The sequence below is a fragment of the Cohnella terricola genome, assembly GCF_007786475.1.
Lineage (GTDB): Bacteria > Bacillota > Bacilli > Paenibacillales > Paenibacillaceae > Cohnella > Cohnella terricola.
The window spans coordinates 374689-399946 of sequence record NZ_VNJJ01000005.1 but is presented as its reverse complement, the minus strand read 5'-3'; the positions used below and the strand labels follow the sequence as shown (position 1 = coordinate 399946).

At 54.7% G+C, this 25258-nt stretch carries 23 protein-coding genes; 3 read left to right on the top strand and 20 right to left on the bottom strand.

The annotated features are described in order from the left end of the window. Positions 1-81: 81 nt before the first annotated feature. The 7 genes from rpoZ to FPZ45_RS11820 all read right to left on the bottom strand — a co-directional run bounded on the left by rpoZ (position 82) and on the right by FPZ45_RS11820 (position 8468). Positions 82-300, bottom strand: coding sequence for a DNA-directed RNA polymerase subunit omega (gene rpoZ / locus FPZ45_RS11850; protein WP_144701501.1), 219 nt, complete (start codon positions 298-300; stop codon positions 82-84). Between the two features lie 6 nt (positions 301-306). Next, entirely contained in the window at positions 307-942 is a 636-nt protein-coding gene (gene gmk, locus FPZ45_RS11845) for a guanylate kinase (protein ID WP_144701498.1), read from the bottom strand. Between the two features lie 13 nt (positions 943-955). Next, positions 956-1216 carry an extracellular matrix/biofilm regulator RemA gene (remA, locus tag FPZ45_RS11840; RefSeq protein WP_027084220.1) on the bottom strand — a complete coding sequence of 87 codons (261 nt, stop codon included), beginning with the start codon at positions 1214-1216 and terminating at the stop codon, positions 956-958. A gap of 201 nt (positions 1217-1417) precedes the next feature. Next, a complete protein-coding gene (locus FPZ45_RS11835) occupies positions 1418-3298 on the bottom strand; it encodes a bifunctional homocysteine S-methyltransferase/methylenetetrahydrofolate reductase (RefSeq protein WP_144701493.1) in 1881 nt (626 codons plus the stop codon). A 131-nt stretch (positions 3299-3429) separates the two neighbouring features. After that, positions 3430-4263, bottom strand: a complete 834-nt coding sequence (dapF, locus tag FPZ45_RS11830) for a diaminopimelate epimerase (RefSeq protein ID WP_144701490.1) — start codon at positions 4261-4263, stop codon at positions 3430-3432. A 134-nt stretch (positions 4264-4397) separates the two neighbouring features. Continuing rightward, positions 4398-5561, bottom strand: coding sequence for a phosphoribosylglycinamide formyltransferase 2 (gene purT / locus FPZ45_RS11825; RefSeq protein ID WP_144701488.1), 1164 nt, complete (start codon positions 5559-5561; stop codon positions 4398-4400). A gap of 90 nt (positions 5562-5651) precedes the next feature. Beyond that, positions 5652-8468 carry a calcium-translocating P-type ATPase, SERCA-type gene (locus FPZ45_RS11820; protein ID WP_144701486.1) on the bottom strand — a complete coding sequence of 939 codons (2817 nt, stop codon included), beginning with the start codon at positions 8466-8468 and terminating at the stop codon, positions 5652-5654. 184 nt (positions 8469-8652) lie between these two features. Between FPZ45_RS11820 and FPZ45_RS11815 the strand changes: the two genes are divergently transcribed. After that, positions 8653-10404, top strand: a complete 1752-nt coding sequence (locus tag FPZ45_RS11815; protein ID WP_144701484.1) for an Rqc2 family fibronectin-binding protein — start codon at positions 8653-8655, stop codon at positions 10402-10404. 543 nt (positions 10405-10947) lie between these two features. Here FPZ45_RS11815 and FPZ45_RS11810 read toward each other — a convergent pair. From FPZ45_RS11810 to FPZ45_RS11755, 12 genes are all read right to left on the bottom strand, one after another. After that, the gene (locus FPZ45_RS11810) at positions 10948-11784 is read right to left on the bottom strand and encodes a PHP domain-containing protein (protein ID WP_144701482.1); all 837 of its coding nucleotides are present in this window, start codon (positions 11782-11784) and stop codon (positions 10948-10950) included. After that, on the bottom strand, positions 11777-12679 hold the full coding sequence (locus tag FPZ45_RS11805) for a LysR family transcriptional regulator (RefSeq protein WP_144701480.1): 903 nt from the start codon (positions 12677-12679) through the stop codon (positions 11777-11779). Before FPZ45_RS11805 ends, FPZ45_RS11810 begins: the two co-directional genes overlap by 8 nt. Before the next feature lie 108 nt (positions 12680-12787). Further along, complete coding sequence (locus tag FPZ45_RS11800) at positions 12788-13225, bottom strand: hypothetical protein (protein ID WP_144701478.1); 438 nt, start codon at positions 13223-13225, stop codon at positions 12788-12790. A gap of 216 nt (positions 13226-13441) precedes the next feature. Beyond that, on the bottom strand, positions 13442-14236 hold the full coding sequence (locus tag FPZ45_RS11795; protein ID WP_144701476.1) for an ABC transporter ATP-binding protein: 795 nt from the start codon (positions 14234-14236) through the stop codon (positions 13442-13444). Next, a complete protein-coding gene (locus FPZ45_RS11790) occupies positions 14236-15162 on the bottom strand; it encodes an ABC transporter permease (RefSeq protein ID WP_144701474.1) in 927 nt (308 codons plus the stop codon). The genes FPZ45_RS11795 and FPZ45_RS11790 overlap by 1 nt, the downstream gene beginning before the upstream one ends. A 71-nt stretch (positions 15163-15233) precedes the next feature. Continuing rightward, entirely contained in the window at positions 15234-16313 is a 1080-nt protein-coding gene (locus FPZ45_RS11785) for an ABC transporter substrate-binding protein (protein ID WP_246120420.1), read from the bottom strand. Positions 16314-16519: 206 nt separating this feature from the next. Continuing rightward, the gene (locus FPZ45_RS11780; RefSeq protein WP_144701472.1) at positions 16520-16783 is read right to left on the bottom strand and encodes a YlbG family protein; all 264 of its coding nucleotides are present in this window, start codon (positions 16781-16783) and stop codon (positions 16520-16522) included. Between the two features lie 27 nt (positions 16784-16810). Continuing rightward, a complete protein-coding gene (locus FPZ45_RS11775) occupies positions 16811-17302 on the bottom strand; it encodes a YlbF/YmcA family competence regulator (RefSeq protein ID WP_144701470.1) in 492 nt (163 codons plus the stop codon). A gap of 66 nt (positions 17303-17368) precedes the next feature. Further along, positions 17369-19303 (bottom strand): helicase-associated domain-containing protein, encoded by a 1935-nt coding sequence (locus FPZ45_RS11770; protein ID WP_186438351.1) that lies wholly within the window; start codon positions 19301-19303, stop codon positions 17369-17371. Then, complete coding sequence (locus FPZ45_RS11765) at positions 19300-21003, bottom strand: DNA repair helicase XPB (protein WP_144701650.1); 1704 nt, start codon at positions 21001-21003, stop codon at positions 19300-19302. The genes FPZ45_RS11770 and FPZ45_RS11765 overlap by 4 nt, the downstream gene beginning before the upstream one ends. A gap of 133 nt (positions 21004-21136) precedes the next feature. Continuing rightward, positions 21137-21577 (bottom strand): CBS domain-containing protein, encoded by a 441-nt coding sequence (locus FPZ45_RS11760; RefSeq protein WP_144701467.1) that lies wholly within the window; start codon positions 21575-21577, stop codon positions 21137-21139. A 110-nt stretch (positions 21578-21687) separates the two neighbouring features. Continuing rightward, complete coding sequence (locus tag FPZ45_RS11755) at positions 21688-22821, bottom strand: M20 metallopeptidase family protein (protein WP_186438358.1); 1134 nt, start codon at positions 22819-22821, stop codon at positions 21688-21690. 263 nt (positions 22822-23084) lie between these two features. Here FPZ45_RS11755 and FPZ45_RS11750 point away from each other — a divergent pair, with 263 nt between their 5' ends. Next, a complete protein-coding gene (locus tag FPZ45_RS11750) occupies positions 23085-23429 on the top strand; it encodes a YugN family protein (protein WP_144701462.1) in 345 nt (114 codons plus the stop codon). 22 nt (positions 23430-23451) lie between these two features. Continuing rightward, positions 23452-24636 carry a putative lipid II flippase FtsW gene (gene ftsW / locus FPZ45_RS11745; protein ID WP_144701460.1) on the top strand — a complete coding sequence of 395 codons (1185 nt, stop codon included), beginning with the start codon at positions 23452-23454 and terminating at the stop codon, positions 24634-24636. A 62-nt stretch (positions 24637-24698) separates the two neighbouring features. Here the strand turns inward: ftsW and FPZ45_RS11740 are convergent, their stop codons facing one another. Then, entirely contained in the window at positions 24699-25079 is a 381-nt protein-coding gene (locus FPZ45_RS11740) for an Asp23/Gls24 family envelope stress response protein (RefSeq protein WP_144701458.1), read from the bottom strand. Between the last annotated feature and the right edge of the window lie 179 nt (positions 25080-25258).

Below are 25258 nucleotides of genomic sequence, written 5' to 3'. Positions count from 1 at the left end.
TTGGAAAATAGTCCGTTCGTAGAAAAAAAACAACCGCTTGGGTTGTCTTTCTCTCCGAAAATCATATCCGGTTCTGCAAATCTATTCCGCGCCCTCGAGGTTCGGTTTCAGATGTTCGACCTTAATCGCGTCCTGGTAGATTTCCTCTAACGCGATCCCTACTTGCTTATGGGACTTAGGCGCTCCGAGATTGCACATCACGCCTTCGCGCAATCCCCGTGCCCGCTTGGAAGCAGCTACAACCAAAGTGTATTTGCTGTCCACTTTCTTTACCAACTCGTCAATGGATGGATATAACATTAATGTTCACCTCTTCAGAACGTTATCAGCGACACTTGCCGTTTCGAACTGCTGGAACAGCTCGCCGAGAAATCTTTCCCGCTTGCAGTGCTCTGCCGTGATGATGGCGGAAATTCGGCTGCAGGCATGTTCGATCTCGTCGTTCACGACAGCGTAGTCGTAATGATGCAGAAGATTCATCTCTTCCGCCGCGACCGAAAGCCGGTGGTCGATCGTTGCCTGGGTCTCCGTTCCTCTGCCCACAATCCGCTGCTTCAATTCATTCAGGGAAGGAGGCATGAGGAAAATAAAGACGCCTTCGGCGAACTTCTCTCTCACTTTGATAGCTCCCTGCACTTCGATCTCCAGAATGATATCTTTGCCTTCGGACAGCGTCTTCTCCACGAAATCACGCGGCGTGCCGTAAAAATTACCGACATACTCTGCGTGCTCGAGGAGCGCGTCCGTCTCAATCATATGGAGAAATTGCTCGCGTGACTTGAAAAAATAGTTGACGCCTTCCTGCTCGCCATCACGCGGCGATCGCGTCGTCGCCGAGACGGAATATACCAACTCGGGACTATTTCCGCGCAACGCGGAGCATACCGTGCCTTTGCCTACGCCGGAAGGACCGGATAATACGAATAAAATGCCTCTGCTCATGGTGTTCCCCAATTCATTCATCGTGTTCGTCGTCTTTGGTAGACAACCGGTGCGCAACCGTTTCCGGCTGGACGGCCGATAGGATCACGTGATCGCTGTCCGTTATGATGACCGCGCGCGTTCGGCGGCCGTAAGTCGCGTCGATCAGCATATGCCGGTCGCGCGCCTCTTGGATAATCCTTTTAATCGGAGCCGATTCCGGACTGACAATGGATATAATCCGATTCGCGGAAACGATGTTGCCAAATCCGATATTGATCAGCTTGATCGCCATGGTATGCACTTTCCCCCCGGTCATTCCTACCAAACAGCATATGAACGGTATCCGAACTACGCTTCCATTGTTGCCGAAAGCGGTTCTCCGCATACTGTCGGCCCGAAAATGCCCATTTTTGTACATCTATCGATATATTGCTCTATTGTACTTCAAATCCCTTAGTGGGACAAGGGGATATAGCAGATCCGTTCCCAATTGTCAAACTCCGGAAGTCGTTTTGCTCTTCGATCTCACGTATTCGGTTAAGGAAACGGTCATATCGTAAGCCAAAAACGGAGTCATCAAATAAATGCCGTTAAAATGCTCCATCGCCACGTCAAGCAACTCCTCCGCGATCCGCACGCCCTCCGCGCGACCAGCCCCTCCTTCTAGACCGCTCATGCGCCCGAGAACCGAGTCGGAAAGCTGAATGCCCGGCACTTCGTTGTGCAGGTACTCGGCGTTGCGCCCGCTGGCTAGCGGGAAAATGCCGAGGAAAATCGGGATGGATAAATGCTTGGTCATGTCCGCGATGCGCTCGATCAGCACCGGATCGTACACCGGCTGCGTCATAATATAATCCGCGCCCGCCGCGATTTTGCGTTCGAGCCGTTGTATCGCTTTGTCCAAATGTTTGACATTCGGGTTAAAAGCCGCGCCGATGACGAATTTCGCTTTCTGTTTCAACGGTTTGCCCGAGAAAGCGATGCCTTCGTTCAATTGCTTGATCATGCGGATGATCTCGAACGAAGTCAGATCATACACCGAGCTCGATCCCGGCAAATCGCCGAACTTGGCCGGATCTCCGGTCACCGCGAGCACGTGGTCGATTCCGAGCGCATCGAACCCCATCATATGGGACTGCGTTCCGATCAGGTTCCGATCCCGGCAAGCGATATGGGCAAGCGGTCGGATACCCACTCTTTCCTTAAGCAGCGCGGCAAGCGCCAAGTTGCTCATCCTCGTGACGGCGAGCGAGTTGTCCGCCATCGTCAGCGCGTCCGCTTTGGCGTCTTTAAGCGCTTGAGCACCCGCCATGAATTTCCGAATGTCCAAATCGCGCGGAGGGTCGAGTTCTACGATCACGGTATGGCGTTCGCGAACAAGATCAACGATGCTCGGTTCTGTAATGACCGGAGTTCCGTCGTCGAAAGCTTCAGCCGCGGTCGGTTCAACCGCTACTTCCACTGCCGGATGCGCGCTCTCCTTCGTTGCTTCCTCTTGCGCCGGCGGCATGTAGTCCCGCAGCGCTTTCGAAATCTCGGCGATATGCTCCGGCGTCGTCCCGCAGCAACCCCCGATCAGACGCGCGCCGGCGTTCGCGAAACGGAGCGCGGAAGCTCCGAAATATTCCGGTGTCGCCGAATAGACGACATGTCCGTCCACGTAATCGGGAATTCCGGCGTTCGGGAATACGCTAAGCGGCAAGCCGATATCCTTAGGTATCGTTTCGAGGGCGCGCAGAATGCCTGCGGGACCGCTGCGGCAGTTCAGCCCGATGACGTCGGCCCCTTCGGCTTTCAGCCTGCGGAAAGCTTCCGGCAACGGAATGCCGTCGCGCGTTCTCGACGGATCCTCGACGGCAAACTGGCAGATGACGGCGATGTCGCTTTTTTTGCGAATAATAGATAATGCCAAAGACAACTCTTCCAAGTCGAAGAAAGTCTCTAGAATCAAGCCGTCCACACCCGACGCCAACAAGACGCCGATCTGCTCCTCGAAATCGCGCTTGACCGTCGCCGTGCGGATGTTTTTCCCCGCGCCGCCGCGAACGGCTCCGATTGAGCCAACCACGTACGCTTCGGGTCCGACGGCATTGCGTGCGATCGCCACGCCCGCCGCGTTGATCACTTCCGTCTTTTTCTCCAATCCGTACCTGGACAACTTATTATGCTGAGCCGAGTACGTATTGGTCTCGATAATCTCCGCGCCTGCGGCGGCATACTGACGATGCACCTCCGCAATGACGTCGGGCTTCAGCAAGTTGAATTCCTCGAAGGATACCCCGACGGGCAATCCGAGTTGATATAAATAGGTGGCCATCGCGCCGTCGCCGACCAGAGGCCTATTGCTAAGCGCCGCGCGCAAATCCGGTTTCATGAAGCTTCCCCATCCCATCTACAGATAAAGTATTCTTAATGTAGCATAATTTTCTTCCTGGGAAAATGGAAAAACCCGACCAATTTCGATCGGGTTGAACGGAATTTCATTTCGAATCGTTATCGAGCACCCTAGACCAAAGCTCCGGAATACACGAAAGCGGCCGGTCCCGTCATATAGATTCGATCGTTCTCCTCGTTCCATTCGACGAACAGATCGCCCCCGGCGAGCGAGATCGTCGCTTGCCGCCCGGTCAATCCGTTCAGCACGGAGGATACGAGCGTCGCGCATGCGCCCGTTCCGCAGGCGAGCGTCGGACCCGCCCCGCGTTCCCATACCCGCATATCGACCCGGTCGCGCGACCGCACGGTCGCGAATTCGACGTTGATCTTACGCGGGAACAACGGATGCTTCTCCAGCTTCGGCCCCCATGTCGCCAAGTCGAAGCCGATCGCGTCGTCGACGTAGATGATGCAGTGCGGATTACCCATGGAAACCGCGGTAAACTCGAACTTGCGCCCGTCCACCTCGACGATATGCCCGCGAACCGGATTTTCGGCGATCGTCGTCGGCACGTCGAGACCGTTTAAGATCGGCGCCCCCATATCGACGGTCGCAAGCGCTGCTTTTCCGTCTTCGATCGTCAACCGTATAGATTGAACTCCCGCGCCTAACGTTTCGATCGTCATCGTCTCGCGATCCGTCAGGCCGTTGTCATACGCGTATTTAGCGACGCAGCGTATCGCGTTGCCGCATTGCTCCGCCTCGGACCCGTCGGAATTGATAATACTCATTCGAAAATCCGCATTATCCGATGGAAGAATATAGACGAGTCCGTCGGCTCCGATGCCGAAGAACCGGTTGCATAATTTGACAGCCATCTCTGACGCATTGTCCGGCAAAGTCTGCTCGCCCGCAACGATAATAAAGTCGTTGCCCAATCCGTGCATTTTCGTGAATTCCATATGCTCCAGCCTCCCCCGAATAACCCGCGCGGTATGAATTAAACGTTCTTTTCGTTTAATCATAACGGCCAGCTGGAGAGATGAGCATACAGCAATTCCCCGATTGTTTGCACTTTTCCGCTATTCTAACTCGATTAAATCTCCTGTACGCTCAAGGCATCCAATGCTTTCTTCGCTCTTATGCGAGCCTCCTCCACGGTATCGCCGGCAGACAGCGCGACCGCCATACGGCGTCCCGGTTTCGTCACCGGCTTTCCGAACGCGCGAAGCTGCGTGCGCGGAACGGACAGCGCGTCCGCGATGCCGTCGATCCGGTAGTTCGCCAACTCTTCGCCGGCTTTAAGCGGCCGACTGGCTCCGGGTGAAGTGTTCTCGATCTCGGGTATCGGATATCCGAAGATCGCGCGTACGTGAAGCGCGAATTCGGACAAATTCTGGCTGACCAGCGTGACCAATCCCGTGTCGTGCGGACGGGGCGAAACTTCGCTGAAATACACTTTGTTGTTTGGCGCAAGAAACAGCTCGACGCCGAAAATACCCGCTCCGCCCAGTTCGTCCGTAATCGTTTTGGCGATTCTCTCGGCTTCTTCTAATTGAATCGGGCTCATCTCGTGCGGCTGCCACGATTCAATGTAGTCTCCGTCCTTCTGAATATGGCCGATCGGAGCGCAGAACGACGTGCCGCTCGCCGAGCGAACGGTCAGCAGCGTAATCTCCGATTCGAACGTAATGAATTCCTCGACGATGACCCTCGTCTGCTGAACGCGGCCGCCTTCCATTGCAATCGTCCAACAGCGCTCCAAATCGTCTTCCGATCGGCATACGCTCTGCCCTTTGCCCGACGAACTCATGAGCGGCTTCACGACGCAGGGAAACCCCATCTCGCGTGCGGCTTCCGCGAATTGCCCGAAATCGTCCGCGAACCGATAAGCAGCCGTCGGCAAGCCGAGCGTTTCCGCCGCGAGCCGGCGAATGCCCTCCCGATCCATCGTCAGACGGGCCGCACGCGCGGTCGGAATGACGCGGAATCCTTCCTCTTCGAGCTTCTCCAACTCGGCCGTCGCGATCGCTTCGATCTCCGGCACGATCAGATCGGGCTTCTCCCGTTCGACGATATCGCGCAAGGCTTGCCGATCCAGCATGTCGATTACGTAGCTCCGATGGGCGACTTGCATCGCGGGCGCTCCTTCGTAACGGTCTACGGCGATCGTCTCGATCCCCAATCGTTGCGCTTCGATGATCACTTCTTTGCCGAGCTCTCCCGATCCGAGCAGCAGCATTTTTTGCGTCGCGTACATGAACTAGTCCTCCCGGATGTCTTGTGGAATACCGTTCATTATACACGATGGCAGACGGTTCAACAGCATGGTTCGACCGGTCGGATGCGCTTATCTCGCCAATCTCGGAGAAGCGGTATTGCCTCCGTACGTGATTTTGCTGCCTTTCCTTCTCCGTTTCGAAGAACCGAGCACGCTCCCGAAGCCCATCGCGAACGTCGGAATGCCGGCCGCGACGATCACGAGCGCCCAATCCCGGAAATCGAGCGGGACGGTCTTGAACACCGGCTGCAGAGGCTCGATGTACAAAACGGCGATCATAAGCAGCAGCGAAGACAATACGGCTAGCACAAGAAACTTGTTCTCTAGCAATCTGCGGTGAAAAATCGAACGGGAGCTGCGGCAATCGAATACGTGAATCAACTGCGCCATGACCAACGTGGCGAAAGCCACGGTCTGCGCATGGACTAGCTGCTGGGACTGGCCTTCACCCGCCTTTAATGCCAAGATGAACGCGCCGAGCGTGCAGATGCCGATCAGAATGCCCCTGCTGATGATTTTCCAGCCGAGTCGGCGCGCGAAAATATTCTCCTTCGCCGGGCGAGGCTTATGCTGCATCAGGTCGCTTTCCGCTTGGTCTACGCCAAGCGCCATGGCCGGCAATCCGTCGGTAACCAAGTTCACCCATAAAATCTGGATCGGGACGAGCGGAAGCGGGAACCCGGCCATCATCGCCAGGAACATCGTCATGATTTCTCCGACGTTGGATGCGAGAAGATACCGGATGAACTTGCGTATGTTCTCGTATATGCCCCGTCCTTCCTCGACAGCTGCGACGATGCTCGAGAAGTTATCGTCGGAGAGCACAAGCGCCGAAGCTTCCTTCGTCACATCAGTCCCCGTAATCCCCATCGCGATGCCGATATCTGCGGCTTTCACGGCAGGAGCATCGTTCACTCCGTCGCCGGTCATCGCCACGACATGTCCGCGCCGCTGCAGGGCTTGGACGATCCGCAGCTTATGTTCGGGCGACACCCGGGCGTATACTTGAACGTCGTCCGCGATTTTCTCTAGCTGTTCGTCGCTCATGCCCGATAGTTCCGAGCCGGTGACGACCCGGCTGCCGCGCACCATAATGCCGAGCGCTTGCGCGATCGCTTCCGCAGTCGTTCCATGATCTCCCGTGATCATGACCGTTTTGATGCCGGCTTGACGGCACTTGTAGATCGCTTCTTTCACCTCTTTGCGCGGCGGATCCATCATTCCCGTCAGTCCGACGAAGATCAGGCCGTTCTCCGCTTGCGCGCCGTTGTCGCATGTTTCGTGCGACTTTACGTCCCGGTAAGCCATTCCCAGCACGCGCAGCGAATTTTTCGCCATCGACTCGTTCGCCGACATCACCTTCGATTTCAATGTCGGAGTAAAGGGAACGACTTGTCCTCCCCATAATACGTATGTACATTGCCCAATGAGCAGATCCGGGGCTCCCTTCGCGCAGACCATCCGGCCGCCCTGATGGGATACGAGCACGGACATCCGTTTGCGCTCCGCGTCGAACGGAAATTCTTTCTCCCGGGTATACAAATTGTGCAACGTCGATTTGGAAGTGCCGGTCTTGGTCGCGAGCACGAGCAGGGCGCCTTCCGTCGGATCGCCTTTGATTTTCCACTCCGAAGAATCGGCCTGCGCATTTTCTCCCTTGCCCGCTTTGCGCTTTTTCGCTTCTTCGTTTATTTCTTGCTGGGCAAGCTCCGCGTTGTTGCATAGCGCGGCAATCTGAGTCAGCCTGCGCAGCGTCGTGTCTCCCTTCGGATCGATTCCTTTGCCGTCTTCTTTCAGCATGCCGACCGGCTCGTACCCCTCTCCGGTCACTTCGATCGTTCTTCCGCCCAGCCACAATTGCGTGACCGTCATTTTGTTCTGTGTCAGCGTCCCGGTTTTGTCCGAGCAGATGACGGAAGCACAGCCGAGCGTCTCTACAGATGGCAGCTTGCGCACGATCGCCCTTCGTTTGATCATCCTCTGTACGCCAAGCGCGAGCGCGATCGTGACGATCGCCGGAAGTCCTTCCGGTATAGCCGCTACAGCTAAGCTCACTCCCGCCAGGAACATCTCGTAGATAGGTTGTCCGTGCAAAATACCGGCGAGCACAACGACGACGGTCAAGATGATAGAAACGACGATCAGAATTTTTCCAAGCTGCTCCAGGCGATGCTGGAGAGGTGTATCTGCTACTTCCGTCTGTTGGATCAGGTCGGCGATTTTCCCCATTTCCGTCTGCATGCCAGTAACGGTGACGATCCCCTTGGCCGTCCCCCGGGTCACCATCGTCCCCAGATACCCGCAATTTTTGCGATCTCCTAACGGAATCTCGGAGGAGGCGATCGGTTTCGCCTCTTTAGTAGACGGAACGGATTCCCCCGTTAACGCCGATTCGTCGATCGAGCATTCGTTGCATACGATCAGCCTGAGATCAGCCGGAACGCGATCGCCGCTCTCCAGGAGCACGACATCTCCCGCTACGAGATCACGAGCGGGAACCTGCGTGTATTCTCCTCCCCGAATGACTTTAGCGGAGGGTGCGGATAGCTCTTTAAGCGCCCTAAGCGAACGTTCCGCGCGATATTCTTGATAAAATCCCAGAATGCCGTTAATGAGAATAATCGCCACGATCGTAAGGGCGTCCAACATCTCCCCGAGCAAACCCGAGATGACGGTCGCCCCGAGCAGCACAAGCACCATGAAATCCTTGAATTGATTCAGCAAAAGCTTAAGAGGAGATTCCCCGTCTTTCTCGGCCAGCTCGTTAGGTCCCTGCTCTTGCAGTCGCTTGGCCGCTTCTTCATGAGTCAATCCGATTCTGCCGTCCGAGCCGAGCGTCTCCAGCAACTGTTCCTCGCCAAGCTGGTGCCATGCCTTCCCTTCCAAGATCGCCAACTCCTTCCGTCTTATCCGCGTTTATGACCTATATGTATTCAGACAAGCCGGGAAATATCCCCGACGAAACGCGAACGACATCCGCCGCTTTCCCTTTCGACCGTTGTATGGCATCATAGGAGGACACAAGCACGTTCAAATAACTCATTCCAAGAGATACACAGGAGCCATCGCCATGTCATTGGACGGAATCGTCGCCAGGGCGCTCGTGCACGAGCTGCAGGCTTGCGTGAAAGCGCGTATTCATAAAATCTATCAACCGACGGAAAATGAATTGATTTTGCATATTCGGGGTCAAGGAACAAGCGGCAAGCTTCTGCTGTCCGCGCATCCTTCGATGCCGCGATTACAATGGACGGAACAAACGTGGTCCAACCCCGCGGAGCCTCCGATGTTCTGCATGCTGCTGCGCAAATATTGCGAAGGCGGCGTCATCGAAGCCGTCCGTCAGATCGGTCTTGAGAGGATTGTAGAGCTCGATGTCCGCCACCGCGACGAACTGGGAGATTCCTCGTTAAAAAAAATCGTGGTCGAGATCATGGGCCGACACAGCAACGTGATCTTGTTGGATCCCGCCACCGGGATCATCCATGACGGAATCCGGCACGTCACCCCGGCAATCAGCAGCTACAGGATCGTACTCCCGGGGAGCCCGTACGTCTCTCCTCCGGAGCAAGACAAGATCGATCCGCTCGGCGTCTCTCGGTCCGAATTCGAAAACGTGATCGCACGCTCCGGGGACATCCCTGCTCCCGGGGAAGAGGCGTTCGTCGGCGTTGCTTCCGCCGCACTGCTGAACGCCTTTACGGGCATCAGTCCTTTAATTGCCCGCGAGATCGCCTATCGGACGGAGCGGCAATCATCCGATCTCTGGACGGTTTTCAGCGACGTCATGGAGCAAGTCTCGCGTCATGCATATGAACCGAACATGGTCGTTCAGGAGAACGGTAAAGCCCAATTCTCGGCGGTTGCCTTAACGCATGTACAGGGGGATGCCGTGGCCTTCTCTTCGATGCACGAATGCCTCGATTCGTTCTTCCGGGACAAAGCTTCGCGGGATCTGGTCCGGCAACGCACGTCGGATCTGAATCGTTTCCTGCTTAACGAGACGGCTAAAAACGAGAAAAAACTAGTCAAGCTGCAAGAAACGCTGCAGGAAGCCGTTGAGGCGGATCTGCTACGCAGAACGGGCGAGCTGCTTACCGCGTATTTGCATGCATTTAAAAAGGGGGACGCTGCCGTCGAGGTTATCGATTACTACGAGGACGAGCAGCCAACGCGAACGATCGCCATCGATCCGCTCTTGACCCCGAACGAGAACGCGCAGCGGTATTTCCGCAAATATAACAAACTGAAGAACAGCCGCACTGTCGTGAGCGAGCAGATTGCCGCCGCGCAAGCCGAGCTTGAGTATTTGGCCTCGGTACTTCAGGGCTTGGAATCGGCCACTCCCGAAGATATCGGAGAAATCCGCGACGAGTTGATCGAGCAAGGCTACATCCGCGAACGCGGCATGAAACGGGGAGCGAAGAAGAAAAAGAAGGACCGCCCGGCCGTTCTGGCGTACACGTCCAGCGAAGGTATAGCGATCTATGTCGGCAAGAACAACACGCAGAACGACTATATTACGAATCGGCTCGCATCCGCATCGGATACTTGGCTGCACACGAAGGATATTCCTGGCTCGCACGTGCTTATCCGCGCCGTGGAGTACGGCGAAGCGACCTTGCACGAAGCGGCGTCGCTGGCGGCGTATTACAGCAAAGCCAAAGCGTCCAGCAGCGTCCCGGTCGATTACACCCTCATTCGCCACGTTCGCAAGCCTAATGGAGCCAAACCCGGCTTCGTCATCTACGACGGACAAAAGACGCTATTCGTCACGCCGGACGAAGCCATGATTCAACAGCTTCCGTTCGAAATAAAATGACGATCGGCCTCGCTGTTCCTGCAATTTAGGTGGGTTTCGCCGGACTACAGTTGCACGACCCCCTATTTTGCGCGATTTAGGTGGGTTTCGCCGGACTACAGTTGCACGAACTCAATTTTGCGCGATTTAGGTGGGTTTCGCCGGACTGCAGATGCACGAACTCCTGTTTTACGCGATTTAGGTGGGTTTCGCCGGACTACAGACGCACGAACCCTATTTTGCGCGATTTAGGTGGGTTTCGCCGGACTACAGATGCTTATTGGCGGACATGAGAGGGAGTTACTCGATGTAATCGTGTAATTCTGGGACTACGGCGTCCATACGAGGTAGTTACTCGAAATTATCGTGTTATTCTGGGGTAGCGGCGTCCATACGCGGGAGTTACTCGAAATAATCGTGTAATTCTGGAACTGCGGCGTCCATACGCGGGAGTTTCTCGAAATTATCGTGTTACTCTGGGGCTGCAGCGTTCATGCGCCAGTATTACTGATTAAATAGGCGATGCAAGGTCTCCCCTTGCACCGCCTTTTCTTTATCGTCCTCTTACCTGCGAATTAGACGTTCTGCGATTTCCGCGTCGACCTTCCGGGCTCCGATCGCCCCGTGGAAGGCTTCTCCGTTTTTCACCCCGTGAAAATCCGATCCGCCGGTCGCCATAATTCCCCGCATGGCCGCCCATTGCGCATAACGGCTTTCCTGTTCGGGATCATGCTCGGAGTGATACGCCTCTATTCCATCTGCTCCCGCATCCAGGATGGGCAACACCAGATTGTCGGCGCCGTAGATGCCGGGATGGGCGATGACCGCCTTCCCGCCGGCTTCATGAATCCACCGGATCGCTTCATCCGGCGCAAGACGCGCCTGAGCCGCGTAAGCCGGTTTGCCTTCTGCCAAATACTTGTCGAACGCTTCCCTAACGTCGGCGACGAAGCCTTTATCGACGAGAGCCTGAGCGATATGCGGACGGCCTACGGATTTGTCTCTTCGATCGGACTTCCCGGCCGCGTGCGCCAAATCATCCGCAGTAATGGGAATTCCCAGCCGTTCCAGATTTGCGAGTATCGCCTCGTTGCGGCTATTCCTTAGATTCCGCAAAGCTTCCAACCTGCCAAGCCATACCGGATCGTCCAACGTATAACCGTATCCGAGTATATGAATGTCCTTGCCGTTCGAGCTTGTACTTAACTCTACTCCGGGCACGACGACAATGCCTAACTTGCGTCCCGCTTCCAGCGCGTCGGGAATGCCGGCGACCGTATCGTGGTCGGTAATCGCGATCGCTGCCAAACCGGCTTCCAATGCCATCCGGACGTTCGTCTCGGGGGTGAACATCCCATCGGAAAAAACCGTATGGGTGTGCAGATCCGCTCCGTTACTCATGGGACAACTCCCTCAATTCGTTCAGCAAGGCTACCGCAGGCATCGGGAGCAATGAAGATTGCAGCCTTACCGAAAAAAACTGCCTTCTGAAATTAACCCCTGCAATGCTGACCGGCTTCAGCAGACCGAGGGCGAGCTCATGCTTGATCGTCCACACGGACAGCAGCGAGAGCCCAAGTCCCGCTTCTACCGCCGACTTTACCGCGCCCGTGCTGCCGAATTCGCTCACGACTCGCAATTCGTTTTCCGTCACGCCGTGTCGTTGCAGTTCATCTCCCATGATCTGCCTTGTACCGGAACCTTTCTCGCGAAGCACCATCGGCTCGCGGATTGCCTCCTCCAGAGTAACCTGGTCTCTCGAGGCAAATGGATGATTCGCCGGGGCGATCAGCAGCAATTCGTCGTCCATAACGGGCTGAGCATCGAAACCCGGAACGTCGCAAGGCGCTTCAATAATGCCGAAATCAAGTCCTTGGTGTGCCACCGCATCGATGATTTCTGTCGTGTTCATGACTTTCATATCCACCGAAATATCCGGAAACTTTCGCAGAAAAGGACCGATCAATCTGGGCAGAACATATTCCCCGATCGTCAGGCTGGCGGCGAATTGTAGCCGGCCCTTCAATTCCTCGATATATTGGACCATCATCAGATCGGTGTCCCGCATAAGCTCTACGGCCTTGCGCGCTTGCGGCAACAAACGAAGTCCCGCTTCCGTCAGCTCTAGCCGCTTGGTCGTGCGATTGAGCAGCTTCGTTCCGAAACGTTCCTCAAGCGCTTGAACCTGCATCGTGACGGCAGGCTGGGTCATGTGCAGCGTCTGGGCAGCGGCCGAGAAGCTGCCTCTTTCCGCTACGGTGTAAAAAATATGAAGTTGGTGCACATTCAAAGCCATGCCTGTTCCGCCTTCCGTACGATTGTTCTCACGATTATTACATCATATGCGAAAACAGCCGGGGGAGGCTAAACCTCCTGCCCGGCTGGACCGCGGCCGCTAAGGCGGCTAACGCCGCTTGCGGTTATTTTTTATCAATGTCATGCGCCTGGAATGCCGGAGCCATGAATAGTAGGTTTTCAAGTCGCGAAGCTCCATCGTTTCCGACATTCTACCCAGAAAAGTAACGACAATCATCTTATGAAGAGGATTGCCCAGCAGATCCGTATCGGTCTCACTCACGGCGAATTCCGCCACGAAAACGAGATCGTCGTCGATCGTATATACGTCTTGCTCATTTCGATAATAGGGCTGGATGCGGTTTTCTTTCAAACATTCCCACATGTATTCCGCGATATCGGAGTAACCGGTTTTCTCGTTCTCCACCCGATCGGACCAACGCGTACGGGCATGATTCGTGATGACGATATCGACGACTTTCTTGTCTCCCAGAACAACATGGAAAGGTTCGTAAGTGCTCCAACGCTCCGTATGCTTATCCTTCACCGGGCTCTCCCCTTCCCGATTATAGGTCGAATGATTCACCGTTATCATTTACGTCTAGGAACTCATGTTCATTTTACAGCATTTATTCCCTATGGTTCAACATGAAATTAAAACGTTCTCACAATCTTTTCGAAAAGCAAAAGATCGTCAGACGGTTTCTGACGATCTTTCGCTGGCTTTTCCCACTGTCTGCGACCGCTGGCAGCGAGAAAACCGTCAGCCGAGCACGATTCTGTCGTCCGACAGTTGATGTCCGCTGATACGTTCGAACTCTCCGAGAAGCTGGGAAACCGTCAAGCTCGACTTGCGTTCTTCCGGGATATCCAGAATAATCCGCCCTTGGTCCATCATGATCAAACGGTTGCCGAGGCGAATCGCTTGCTCCATATTGTGCGTGACCATTAGCGTCGTCAGGTTCATCTCGCGGACGATTTCCTGCGTAAGTCTCGTGATGAGTTCTGCCCTTGCGGGGTCGAGCGCCGCCGTATGTTCGTCCAAAAGAAGAATTTGCGGTCTTGTGAACGTCGCCATCAGCAGGCTGAGCGCTTGGCGTTCACCGCCGGAGAGCAAGCCTACTTTAGCGCTCATCCGGTCCTCCAAACCGATCCCGATCCGGCTGAGCTGCTCCCGGAACAGCTTCCGTTTGGCGGCCGTCGCTCCCCAAGCCAGTCCGCGCGGCTTGCCCCGTTTATAGGCCATGGTCAAGTTTTCCTCAATTGTCATTGTCGGCGCGGTGCCGGCCATCGGATCTTGGAATACGCGCCCGATCCATCGGCTCCTCTTATGCTCCGGCATGCTCTGTATCTCGGTGCCTTCGACGACGACTTGGCCGATATCGGGCTTCAATACTCCCGAGATCAGATTCATCAAAGTGGACTTGCCCGCGCCATTGCTGCCGATTACAGTAATGAAATCTCCAGGTTTGATGTTCAAGTTCGCGTTAATGAGCGCGATCTTCTCGTCTGGTGTACCCGGGTTAAACAGCTTGGTCGCGTTAATCAGATTCAGCATCAGGATCTGCCTCCTTTGCCGGGCATGGCGGTCGACAGCAGTTCCGCCGAACGTTTGCGCGCAACGCTGCGCTGCTTGAGCACTCGTCTGACGTACGGCACGACAAGCGCGACGATAACGATCAGAGCCGTAACCAGCTTCAAATCGGATGCTTTGAGCAATTCCACGCGTAGAGCCAAAGCGACGACGATTCGATAGATAATCGATCCGAGAACGACGGCAAGCGTCGCGAAGAATACCGATCTTGCGCCGAAGATCGCTTCTCCGATAATGACGGACGCAAGTCCGATGACGATCATCCCCACGCCCATCGTGACGTCGGCGAATCCGCCCTGCTGGGCGATAAGCGCGCCCGAGACGGCAACGAGTCCGTTGGACAAGCTAACGCCGAGAATTTTGGTGCGGTCCGTATTCGCTCCGAAGCTGCGGATCATTCTTTCGTTGTCGCCGGTCGCCCGGAGCGCAAGGCCCGTATCCGTATGCAAGAAAACATCAAGCAGCAGCTTAACGATAAGCACGCCAATACCGGCCACCAATATGAATAACCCCACGGGTTTTACGATCGGAGAGATTAACGTATCGACATTGACGATGGAGACGTTAGGTTTACCCATGATGCGGAGATTGATGGAATGAAGCGCGATCATCATCAGTATCCCCGCCAGCAATCCGTTAACTTTGCCTTTCGTATGAAGGAGACCGGTGCACATTCCGGCAAGAATGCCTCCGGCGAAAGCCGCGAGCGTCGCCAGCGCGGGATGGTAGCCGTGAGTGATCATGACGGCCGCGATGCCGCCTCCTGTCGCGAAGCTGCCGTCAACCGTCAAGTCCGGAAAGTTTAGAATCCGGAAGGTCATGTACACGCCAAGAGCCATCAACGCATAGAGAAGCCCTAATGCTATCGCGCCGTAAATTGAATCTATCATCGAAGCTGCCTCCTGAAAAGAAAAATGGGGTGAACGACGTGAGCCGCTCACCCCCCTGAATCTTTATCTCTTTATTCAATAATATTGTTTGCTTTGTCTTTGACTTTATCTTTCATCGCATCCGTCACGGTAATGCCTTGAGCCTCGGCGGATTTCAGGTTAAGGATAAGATCGAGCTTGTCCGGCACTGTGACCGGCATATCCGCAGGTTTCTTGCCGTCCTTCAGAACTTCGACCGCCATCTTCCCGACTTGATAGCCGTGGTCGTAGTACTTGAAGCCAACGGTCGCGAACGCGCCTTTCTCAACGGTATCGCGATCGCTCGAGAAGAACGGAATCTTCTTGTCGTTGGCGATTTGGATAATCGAGTCTACGGCGCTGACTACCGTATTGTCCAGCGTAATATAGAATGCGTCGGCGCGGCCTACGAGAGATTCGGCTGCTTGCTTGACTTCGGACGTATTCGCCGCGGCTGCCCTTACGAGTTTGATGTTATGGGCGGCCAGCGCTTCCTCCGCTTTCTTAGCCATAATGACCGCATTCGATTCGCCTTCGTTGATAACGACGCCCACACTCTTTACATTTGGAAAATCGCTAGCGATGAAGTCCATCAACTGCACGATCGCTTCCGGGTTCGTATCGGATGCACCGGATATGTTGCCGCCTGGTTTCTCGAGGCTGTTCACAACATGGTCTGCCAGCGGATCCGTTACGGCCGCGAACAATACTGGAATGTCCTTAACGTTCTGCGCGAGAGACAATGCGGAAGGCGTTGCGATCCCGAGCGCCAGGTCGAATTTCTCAGAAGCGATCTTCTGGGCGATCGACAAATTGTTCGTTGAATCCCCTTGCGCGATGTTCAGATCGACTTTCAGATTTTTTCCTTCTTCGATGCCGGCGTCTTTTAATGCCGCAAGAAAGCCTTCCCGAGTCGCATCCAGCGAAGGATGCTCGACGATCTGGGAAATGGCGATCTTGTAGCTGGGTGGTGCTTCGCTTGGGCTTTGGCTAGAGCTGGCACTGGAGGTCGGACTGGAGCTGGGGGTTTCGCTTGGACTGGAACCGGATTCTTTCTTGGTCCCACATCCTGTAAGCGCTACCATCGCAGCTGTGGTTAATACCAAAGTGGTGGCAAGCAGTTTCTTTTTCAATTGGATTACCCCTTTTCTAAAGTCGTTATTTCTGAATCCGTTAAAGCTTTGACGCTTTTTTCAAGCGCAGCAATAAAATGAATTGATACTAGTTTAATAGGCTTTTTCCGCTTTCGTCAATCAAATCTTCGGAACATGCCCGAATCATGAAAAAAGTCTCCTGGTTCGCCAGGAGACTTTTTTCGGAAGCTATGCGTTTGTCCCGTTTACAATCCATAGAATCTTGTCTTGTCGGGCACGTTTTTCTCGTACTCCGTCTTGATCTCGTTCCTGTAGGAACGTTCGATCTTGCGAACGAAAGACAGACGTTGAAGGTTGCGTACGGTTTCTTCCGCAACGTCGGCGTTCATGTACATGACGGCGTACTGCATTTTGCGGGACAAATAGTGCAGCGTGCCGTACTTATCCAGACCTCTGGCCGCCTTCCAATCGCTGAACCATACGATATAACCTGTCCGTTCGGCAAACATGTGTAACCTCCGGTTTATCCTGAATATTTAGCCGCAGCCACCGCCACCGCAGGAACAACTGCCTCCGCTCCCGCAACCCGACGCTTTCGGGTTCGGGTCGTTATCCGGAACTTTGATGGTGGCCGATACGGCATGGGCCAAAGTTCTGGATATATCGTGGAGCAATTCATCCAGCGAATTCTCCGCCGCTTTGTATCTGCGAACGGACTCCACGTCGTCCAATCTTCTTTGAATCTCGTAGACGTGATCCAGGGCGGCGTTGTAATCCGGGTGAAACCTTCCGAATCTCTCGCATTCGGCGAACGTTTCTTTCGCCTTGGCGAATTGGGCCGACAGACCCTGAACTTCATCGTCTTGCGAAACTCGGTCTTTCCAATAAACATATTCCGCGGCATAGGCGGAATGAATAAGAGAATCCCCCAGCTCATAGGCGTGGGTCAGCAGCAACGCCATATCGGCAGATGCGCTTTCCGGAACGCCCTGCTCCGCCGTAGGGAGGGTTTGCATTATACCGGCCATCGGCCTCACCTCACCGTTTCGGCTATGTGTTACCCCATTATCATAACACATCAGACTCATCTGCGGTCAATCGGTTTCAAGTTCCTCTACTTGAGGAAGCGCGATCATGATCTCGGCGATTTCTGTCGCGCCTACGGTCGCTATCACGTTCTCGAGACGCGCTTTCCCGTCGCCGGGCGAGGATCGCCATCGTCCCTTAACCGTCCAGTCCGGGCCTTCGCCCAACATTTCCGTTGGGATGAACAAACGCGATTTCCCTTCATGTTCCAGATGCAACTGCGCTTTCCATTCGATCGCGCGCCGAACAATTTCTTTGCTCGTAGAATGATGATATCTCCTCGGCCGCGTTACCCACGCGGCGGGAATGTCGTCAAGTCCCGGAAACAAATCTTCCGTTACGGGCAGCGTTCGATCGGACTCGAATACGGAAACGACGTTGAGCTTGCGAATCCATCCCTTATTTTCGTCATCTGAAAGTTTTTCCGAGCTATTCTCGGCTACGGCGATCCGTTTGGTCTCCAATGGAGGGTATCCGGCTTTGCGAAGCAATCCGCTTACTCGCTTATAGGAAGAAGCGTCGATAATAAAATCTTTGTCTCCAACCTGCTCGACGAGATGAGCCCTCAACTCAGGATCGCGTAGGAGAGCTTCGGCGATATCGATGCTTTCCGTCCGCAACAGCGTCACCTCGGTGAGTCTCGTTCGCCCGAGCGCTGAGAACCAATCTTCCAACGCTCCGAGCACCGGCTCCGGCAATGGCTTTCGCGATTCCCGCTCCAGAAATCGGACTGCGGATTGCAACGTGTAGCCCAATCGATAGGCGTTCTCGCAAGCGCGCTTGGTCAGCCGATAGATGAATACGGCGTCCGCGGTCACATTCTCCGAGATTTGCGATAACGTCCATCTCGTTCTCATGCCGATTTCCGGCGGAGCGAGAATTTCCCCGTCGGGCTGCACGATCAAAAATGGTGATCCATGCTCCACCTCCCGGACAATGACCGATTTTCTACGGAATACGGGACTGCCTTGCCAATCTCCGCGTTCAAGCCATCCGAAAGACTCCAGCAACGCAATGCTCTTGCACCTTGTTTCGATATCTCCTTGATTGGAAGAGGGCAGCCCTTCTAGATGCCAAACATTCGTCTTTAGGGAAAGCATACTCGACAAGGCGAGATGAAGTGCCGGTTCGGCTGAACAATACCGGGTCATGATCAACTCCTGAAGCCGGATGTCCGCTTCGTCCAATGATAATGACAACCAAGCTTCCAAACCGCTTTTCGAGATTCCTATCACGTCTGGAAACGGGCACAGCACGCCGCAGCAAAGTCCGAGGTCTAGCGCCAAGGCGGCCTGCGGCGGCAACTGGTCCCGATCGGGATAGGATAATGGCAGACACGCAAGCTCTTCGGGCGTTAACCTCATATGCGCAATCAAACGCTGCATGTCCGCGCGATGAATCGATCCTTTGGCCGTTCGTTCGATCGGCCGCCTTTCGATTTCCTGCCACGCAGACAGCATTTCCAGTGCCAATGGAAGTCTGAAGTTTCGGGTCTTTCTCACGACTCCCCGACTGTCGCTCTCGGCAAGTGGGACGTATTCCGCAGGGAACAGATGAGGCTGCCACAAGGCGACGCCGTCTTCCGGCAAATAGATCAGCCGATCTCCCCAAGCCTTGCGCACGGCGTAAAGAACGCCGCTCCGGCGCAGCTTGGCGACGGCAACTCGGATATCCGCGCCCGCAAGGTCGGACGCCTCTTCCAGAGACCGGCTTAAGCTTTCCAATTCGAACGGCTGCGCTCCATAACGGACGAGTATGCCTTTCAGAACCTCGATTTGAGCGAAATCGCGGCATTGCCGCTTCCAATCCTCGGCCCATTCCGCGCTGCTAAGGATGTCAGGAAGAACTTCTCCACGGCTGATACGAGCCGATACCGTCGGATCCGCGGCGATCAACTTCCTGACTGAATCGGAAAGCCGCTCCACCGATTGATTGACATTCACCTTTTCCCCTCCCCCTCCGTTCCCGTAAGTTCTGCCATCTTCCATCGATCCACCGCATAAGGATAACCCTGTTCAAGCAAAAAGCGCCCCCGGTTGCGGGAAAATTCAACTTCGTCCGTCCCCTCGCTTACAAGGGAATAAAACTTCGCGGTGATCCCGTCTTTTTTGGGACGCAATATTCTGCCCAACCTTTGCGCTTCTTCTTGTCTCGAACCGTAGCTTCCGGATACCTGAATAGCCACTGAGGCATCCGGAAGATCGACAGCGAAATTAGCCACTTTCGATACGAGAAGAACGTCGATCTCCCCGCACTTGAACCGATCAAACATCTGTTTCCTGTTGCGAAGCGGCATTTCTCCGGTGATTAATGGCAGTGACAGTTCCTTTGCCAGCCCATGCAACTGATCCAAGTATTGCCCGATCACGATCGTCGGCGCGCCTTGATGACGACTCAGCAACGCTCTTACCACTTCCGCCTTGCGCGGATTTTCCCCCGCGATCCGATTGCGGGCGCTTTTCGTCGCGGAGAAGTACTTCAGGGCGGTTGCGGAATCAAGCGGGACCCGAACTTCCGTACAGTCCGCTTTCGCAATCCATCCTTTGCTCTCCATCGTTTTCCATGGCATCTCGTATCGTTTCGGTCCGATGAGCGCGAACGCATCCTCTTCCCGGCCGTCCTCCCGAACGAGGGTAGCGGTGAGTCCCAACCTCCTAGTCGCTTGAATGTCGGCGGTCATTCGAAAGACCGGCGCCGGCAGCAAGTGGACTTCGTCGTATACGATGAGCCCCCAGTCCCGGTTCACGAACAATTGCATATGCGGGTACTCCTCCCCCTTGGAACGCCGATGGGTGAGAACTTGATAAGTGGCGACCGTGACCGGCTTTACGTTTTTGGCCTGTCCCGTGTATTCGCCTACTTCGTTGTCCGTGAGGTTTGTATTTTTGAGCAGCTCGGAAATCCATTGAGAGACCGACACTCCGTTAGGTGTGAGAATGAGCGTCTCGCAGCGCAATCGCACCAGCGCAGCCATTCCGACCCAAGTTTTGCCTGCGCCGCACGGCAGCACGACGACACCGCTCCCTCCGTCGACGGCGGGTTCTCTCAGCAATGCGTCGACTGCTTCCTTCTGATAATCTCTCAGCATGATCGGATAGCCTTCGGCGGTCAGTTCCCGCAGCGAAACGTCCAACGCTTGTCCTCTGTGAAAGCCCGCCTCGTCCTTGACTGGGAACCCGCAGTTGGCAAGCTCTCTCTTTATCCATCCGCGGGAACCGGAGCGAATCGTTACGCTCGTCTCCGACGGGGTGCCATCGAAACACGAAGCAATCGGTTCTCGTCGCCGAATTTGATCCATCATTTCCGGTGTTGCAGTCTCGAGCACGAGACGTTCTCTATCGTTCAAAAGCCGAATTTGCCCATAACGGTCCATCAGCGAGCGAATCTCGTTCTCTACCGCGAATGGTAGCGAGTCACCTGACAGCTCGGACAGCCGATTGATGACGCCTCCGGAATACCAACCTGCGGCGGCAGCATTCCATAGCGATACCGAAGTCAAGCGGTACGTGTGCCATGAACCGGGACGTTTATGCAGCACGGCGATTACCCTTAGAAAATCGCGCGCCTGCTCAAAGTCGGGATGCGCTTCGTTAAGCATAAGCGTGCCGTCCGATTGCACCCACAACGACGATGCGCTATTCATCATTCATTCCTCCTTGCTACTACAGCGTTCCCTCTTTACGCGACCGTTCATGCATCCCGTCGGAATCTTCTCTTAGTTATAAATGCAAAAAGGCCCCGTCCGGGACATCCGGACGAGGACCGCAATAGCTTATTCAGTGGGCGTATGATGAACCTTGAATGCCGTTCTCGGAAATATCGCTCAACGCTTCTCCGGCTTCATTCACGAAGATTTCGCGAACGGCCATATCCCCCAGAGAAACGATGCCTTCGAGTATTCCGTTCTGCACCACGGGCAACCTTCTGATCTGCTCGGAAGCCATAATATTCGCCGCTTCGTCGACAGACATGTCCGGCGATACGGTTCGCACGCCTTCCGTAAACACATCTTCGATCGAAGCGGTGCCCTGGCGATCGTTGGCATAACCGCGTATGACCAAATCGCGGTCGGTAACGACACCGATCAGATTCCGGCCCTCGACGACCGGGATAAACCCGATGTCGTTATCCCTCATCAACCTGGCCGTTTGTTGGATGTTGTCCTTCCGGGAGACGGTAATGCAGTCCGACGACATGATATCGGCGATTTTCCTCATTGTTATTGACCTCCTGATCTTCCGGACGCGCATATCCAGCGCAACTCCGGCTTCGTAATCATTCCTCATCTAGAATGACCGAAACAGGAAAGTCTCATACGGAACGACGATTAACCTTTATCCGCAGCCGAATCGTCCGCAATGGCGATCAGAAGCCGCGCGGCGTGAAGCATCGCCCGTTCGTCCAGATCGAAAGCAGGATGATGGTGGGGAGCAGAAGTTCCCTCCGCGTTGCCCGCGCCTACGAAAAAGAAACAGCCCGGCTTCCGCTCCAAGTAATAGGAGAAATCTTCTCCTGCCATAATACGCTCGCAAGGTCCGGCAGCTGTCTCCGGCAACTGTTCTGCGATGATTCGCAGCACCCTTTGCGCCTCGCGCTCATCGTTCACGACCGTCGGATAACCTTCGAAATAACGGAATTCGTACCCGCACCCATACATCTCGCACGTATGCCTGACCATTTCCTCCATTCGCCTGCGTACGACGTCGCGCATTTCCTTGTTGAAGGAACGAACCGTCCCGCTAAGCCGACAGCTTTCCGCAATAACGTTATTGGCCGTTCCCGAGGCAAACTGGCCGATGGAAAGCACGGCCGAATCGAGCGGGTTCACGTTCCGGGAAACGATCGTCTGCAATGCCACGACTAAGGAGGCTCCCGTTACCAGAGCGTCCATGCTCTCATGAGGCAATCCTCCATGTCCTCCGCGGCCCGAAATCTGGATCTCGAACTCATCCGGGGTCGCCATGAACGGGCCGGGCCTTGTCGCTGCCATGCCGTACGGCAGAGGGGACCAAAGGTGAACGCCGTAAATGGCGTCCACTCCGTCAAGCGCTCCGTCTTCGATCATCCGGATCGCGCCTCCCGGCAATACTTCTTCTCCGGGCTGAAATAGAAAAACGCGCGTACCGGCCGTTTCCTCCCGGTGCAAGCTGTAATACCGTGCAACGGCTAGCAGTTGCGCCGTATGGCCGTCGTGTCCGCAGGCGTGCATGACTCCGGGCACGGAAGAGCGATAGGAGCAATCTTTGGCGTCGTGAATCGGAAGCGCGTCGATATCGGCCCGAAGGGCGATCGCGCGCCCCGGCATTCCGCCAGTCAGCTTCGCGACGACTCCCGTTCCCGCGACCCCGCGGCGCACTTCCAGCCCCCATTCCTCAAGCAGGTCGGCGATCATGGCCGATGTCCGATATTCAAGGAAAGAAAGTTCAGGATGCCGATGAAGATGGCGGCGCCATTCAACCATATTCCCGTATAGAGAATGCAGCGTTTGTTCCCGTACCGACAAGGCGACGACCCCTTTCCGAAAACCGTTAATTTGTACTATTGTAACAGAAAGCCCCTCGTCAAGTAACCTTCCTGCCGCGAACAGTCATTAATTGTCAACGAACGTTCGAAGTTAGGATCGCATGCAGGCTTGCAGAAGGTTCTCAAACCGACTATCATGGAAAAGAAAGCCGCTTGTTATAATAAAGGCAAACCGTAGACGTTAGCACGAGGAGGATTATCATGTTACTCGAAAATACAGGATTAAACGGAATGCGCAGCGATCTCGGTCATTTGGACGAATCCGGAGACAAGTTGGGCTTCGTCCGTTGGCAATGGGAATATCGCCGCGCTACATACGATCTTAAACTGCACGACCGCACCAGCGGACAAGATTACTACCTGCGCGTCTCGACCAGAGCCGTTGAAGGCAAGCTCGAGAATCCGGATGCCATTCTCGAAGTGGAGGCTGTCTATATTGGACGGGCTACATTCCCGCATGGACTGGATTACGAATCGCCGATTCCCGAGCCGATTCTGAACGCCGCTTCGCAGCGCACGCAGGATTTGAAAAAGCTGCTTTCCTAGCAGCGGCACGGAGGAAACAAGAATGAAAGCTCCGGAGAGCGGTCAGCGAGGTACGCCGGATTTTCTGTTGCTGATTCTGACGCTTCTGCTCGTGGGTTTTGGTCTTGTCATGGTGTTCAGCGCCAGCTCAAGCATGGCCGTCTCCAAGCCCGGCTACAACAACGACGCCCTCTACTTCTTGAAGCGTCAGTTGCTGTGGGTCGGGCTAGGAACGTTTATCATGCTAATCATGATGAACATCCATTTTCAGAAGTATAAGAAGCTGTTCCTATTGTTCTTTATTGGTACGCTCGTCTTGCTCTTCCTTGTCCCCATTATCGGGGAAACGAGGAACGGCGCCAAAAGCTGGCTTGGCGTCGGAACGTTCGGCATTCAACCGACTGAGTTCGCCAAGCTCGCGATCATTTTGTATTTGGCCGCGATTATCGCCAAAAAGGACGAGAAGTTTCGCGATTTCAAACGAGGTCTTCTTCCCGTTATGATCGTCGTCGGATTTTTCGCCTTTCTGATTATGCTGCAGCCCGACTTCGGTTCCTGCGCCATACTTGTGATGTGTGCTTCTGCCATCATCATCGCCGGAGGCTCGAATCTCAAGCATATTATGCTTTCGTCGGCCGTATTGCTCGGCTTGGCCGCGCTAGGGACAAGCTTTTACTTCTTACTCAACCCCGGCGCCGGCTTTGGATTCCGCGGCGATCGCTTTACGGCTTTCCTGGATCCGATGGCTGATCAACAAGGCACTACCTATCACCTGATCCGGTCCTTGGAAGCGCTTGGGCATGGCGGATTGACGGGAGCTGGCCTAGGCAACAGCGTCCAGAAATTGTTCTATCTGCCGTACGCATATAACGACTTCATTTTTGCCGTTATCGGAGAAGAACTCGGGTTTATCGGAACGACGATATTTATTTTGTTCTATATCGTTTTTCTATGGAGAGCGCTGATCGTATCGCTTCGTTGTCCGGACATATACGGAACGCTGGTCGGCATCGGCCTTGTCTCCCTCATCGCGATTCAAGCGCTTATTAATATGGGGGGCGTTAGCGGAGCGATTCCGATCACCGGGGTGACTTTGCCGTTCATCAGCTACGGCGGCTCCTCGATGCTGACTTTGTTGACGGGCATGGGTATCCTGCTCAGCATCTCAAGAGAGTATAACCGGGTAGGAAAGCCCTCCGCACCTATTAACCGCAAATCGCATGGATAAATAAAACCGCGAACGGTCCGAATTCGGCCCGATCGCGGTTTTGTTGTAGTACGGATATGAAGTTACTTAACTCGGTTGCCATTAGTATCTTCCGTCTCTTCGTCCTTGAAGGCAACGCCTTCGACTTTGACATTAACTTCCACGACGTTAAGGCCGGTCATATTCTCGACCGCTTCCCGGACGTTTTCTTGCAATCTGCGTCCGACTTCTTGAATGGGAATGCCATATTGGACGACGATTCTCAGATCGATTGCCGCCTCTACTTGCCCGACTTCGACGGATACGCCCTTCTGCGCGTTGCGTCCGCTTAATCTCTTAGCCAATCCTTCGGAAATTCCTCCGGACATCGCTGCAATCCCGGGCGTCTCCAACGCCGCTAATCCGGCAATCGTAGCGACGACGTCGTCGGAAATTCGTATTAAACCTTGTTGTTCTTCCGTCATAGCGGCCCACTCTCCCGAACCTGTGATGCTTTTATTGTAATGGAAGATCGGCCCATAATCAACCGCGGCCGGCTTTGTCCGGATTTCTCCGTCAAGAAGCGTACCCGTTTACTATTGAGGGTGATTTGGGTATAGTAATAAATACCAATTAACTCAATTCCGACTGCTTAACGGAGAGA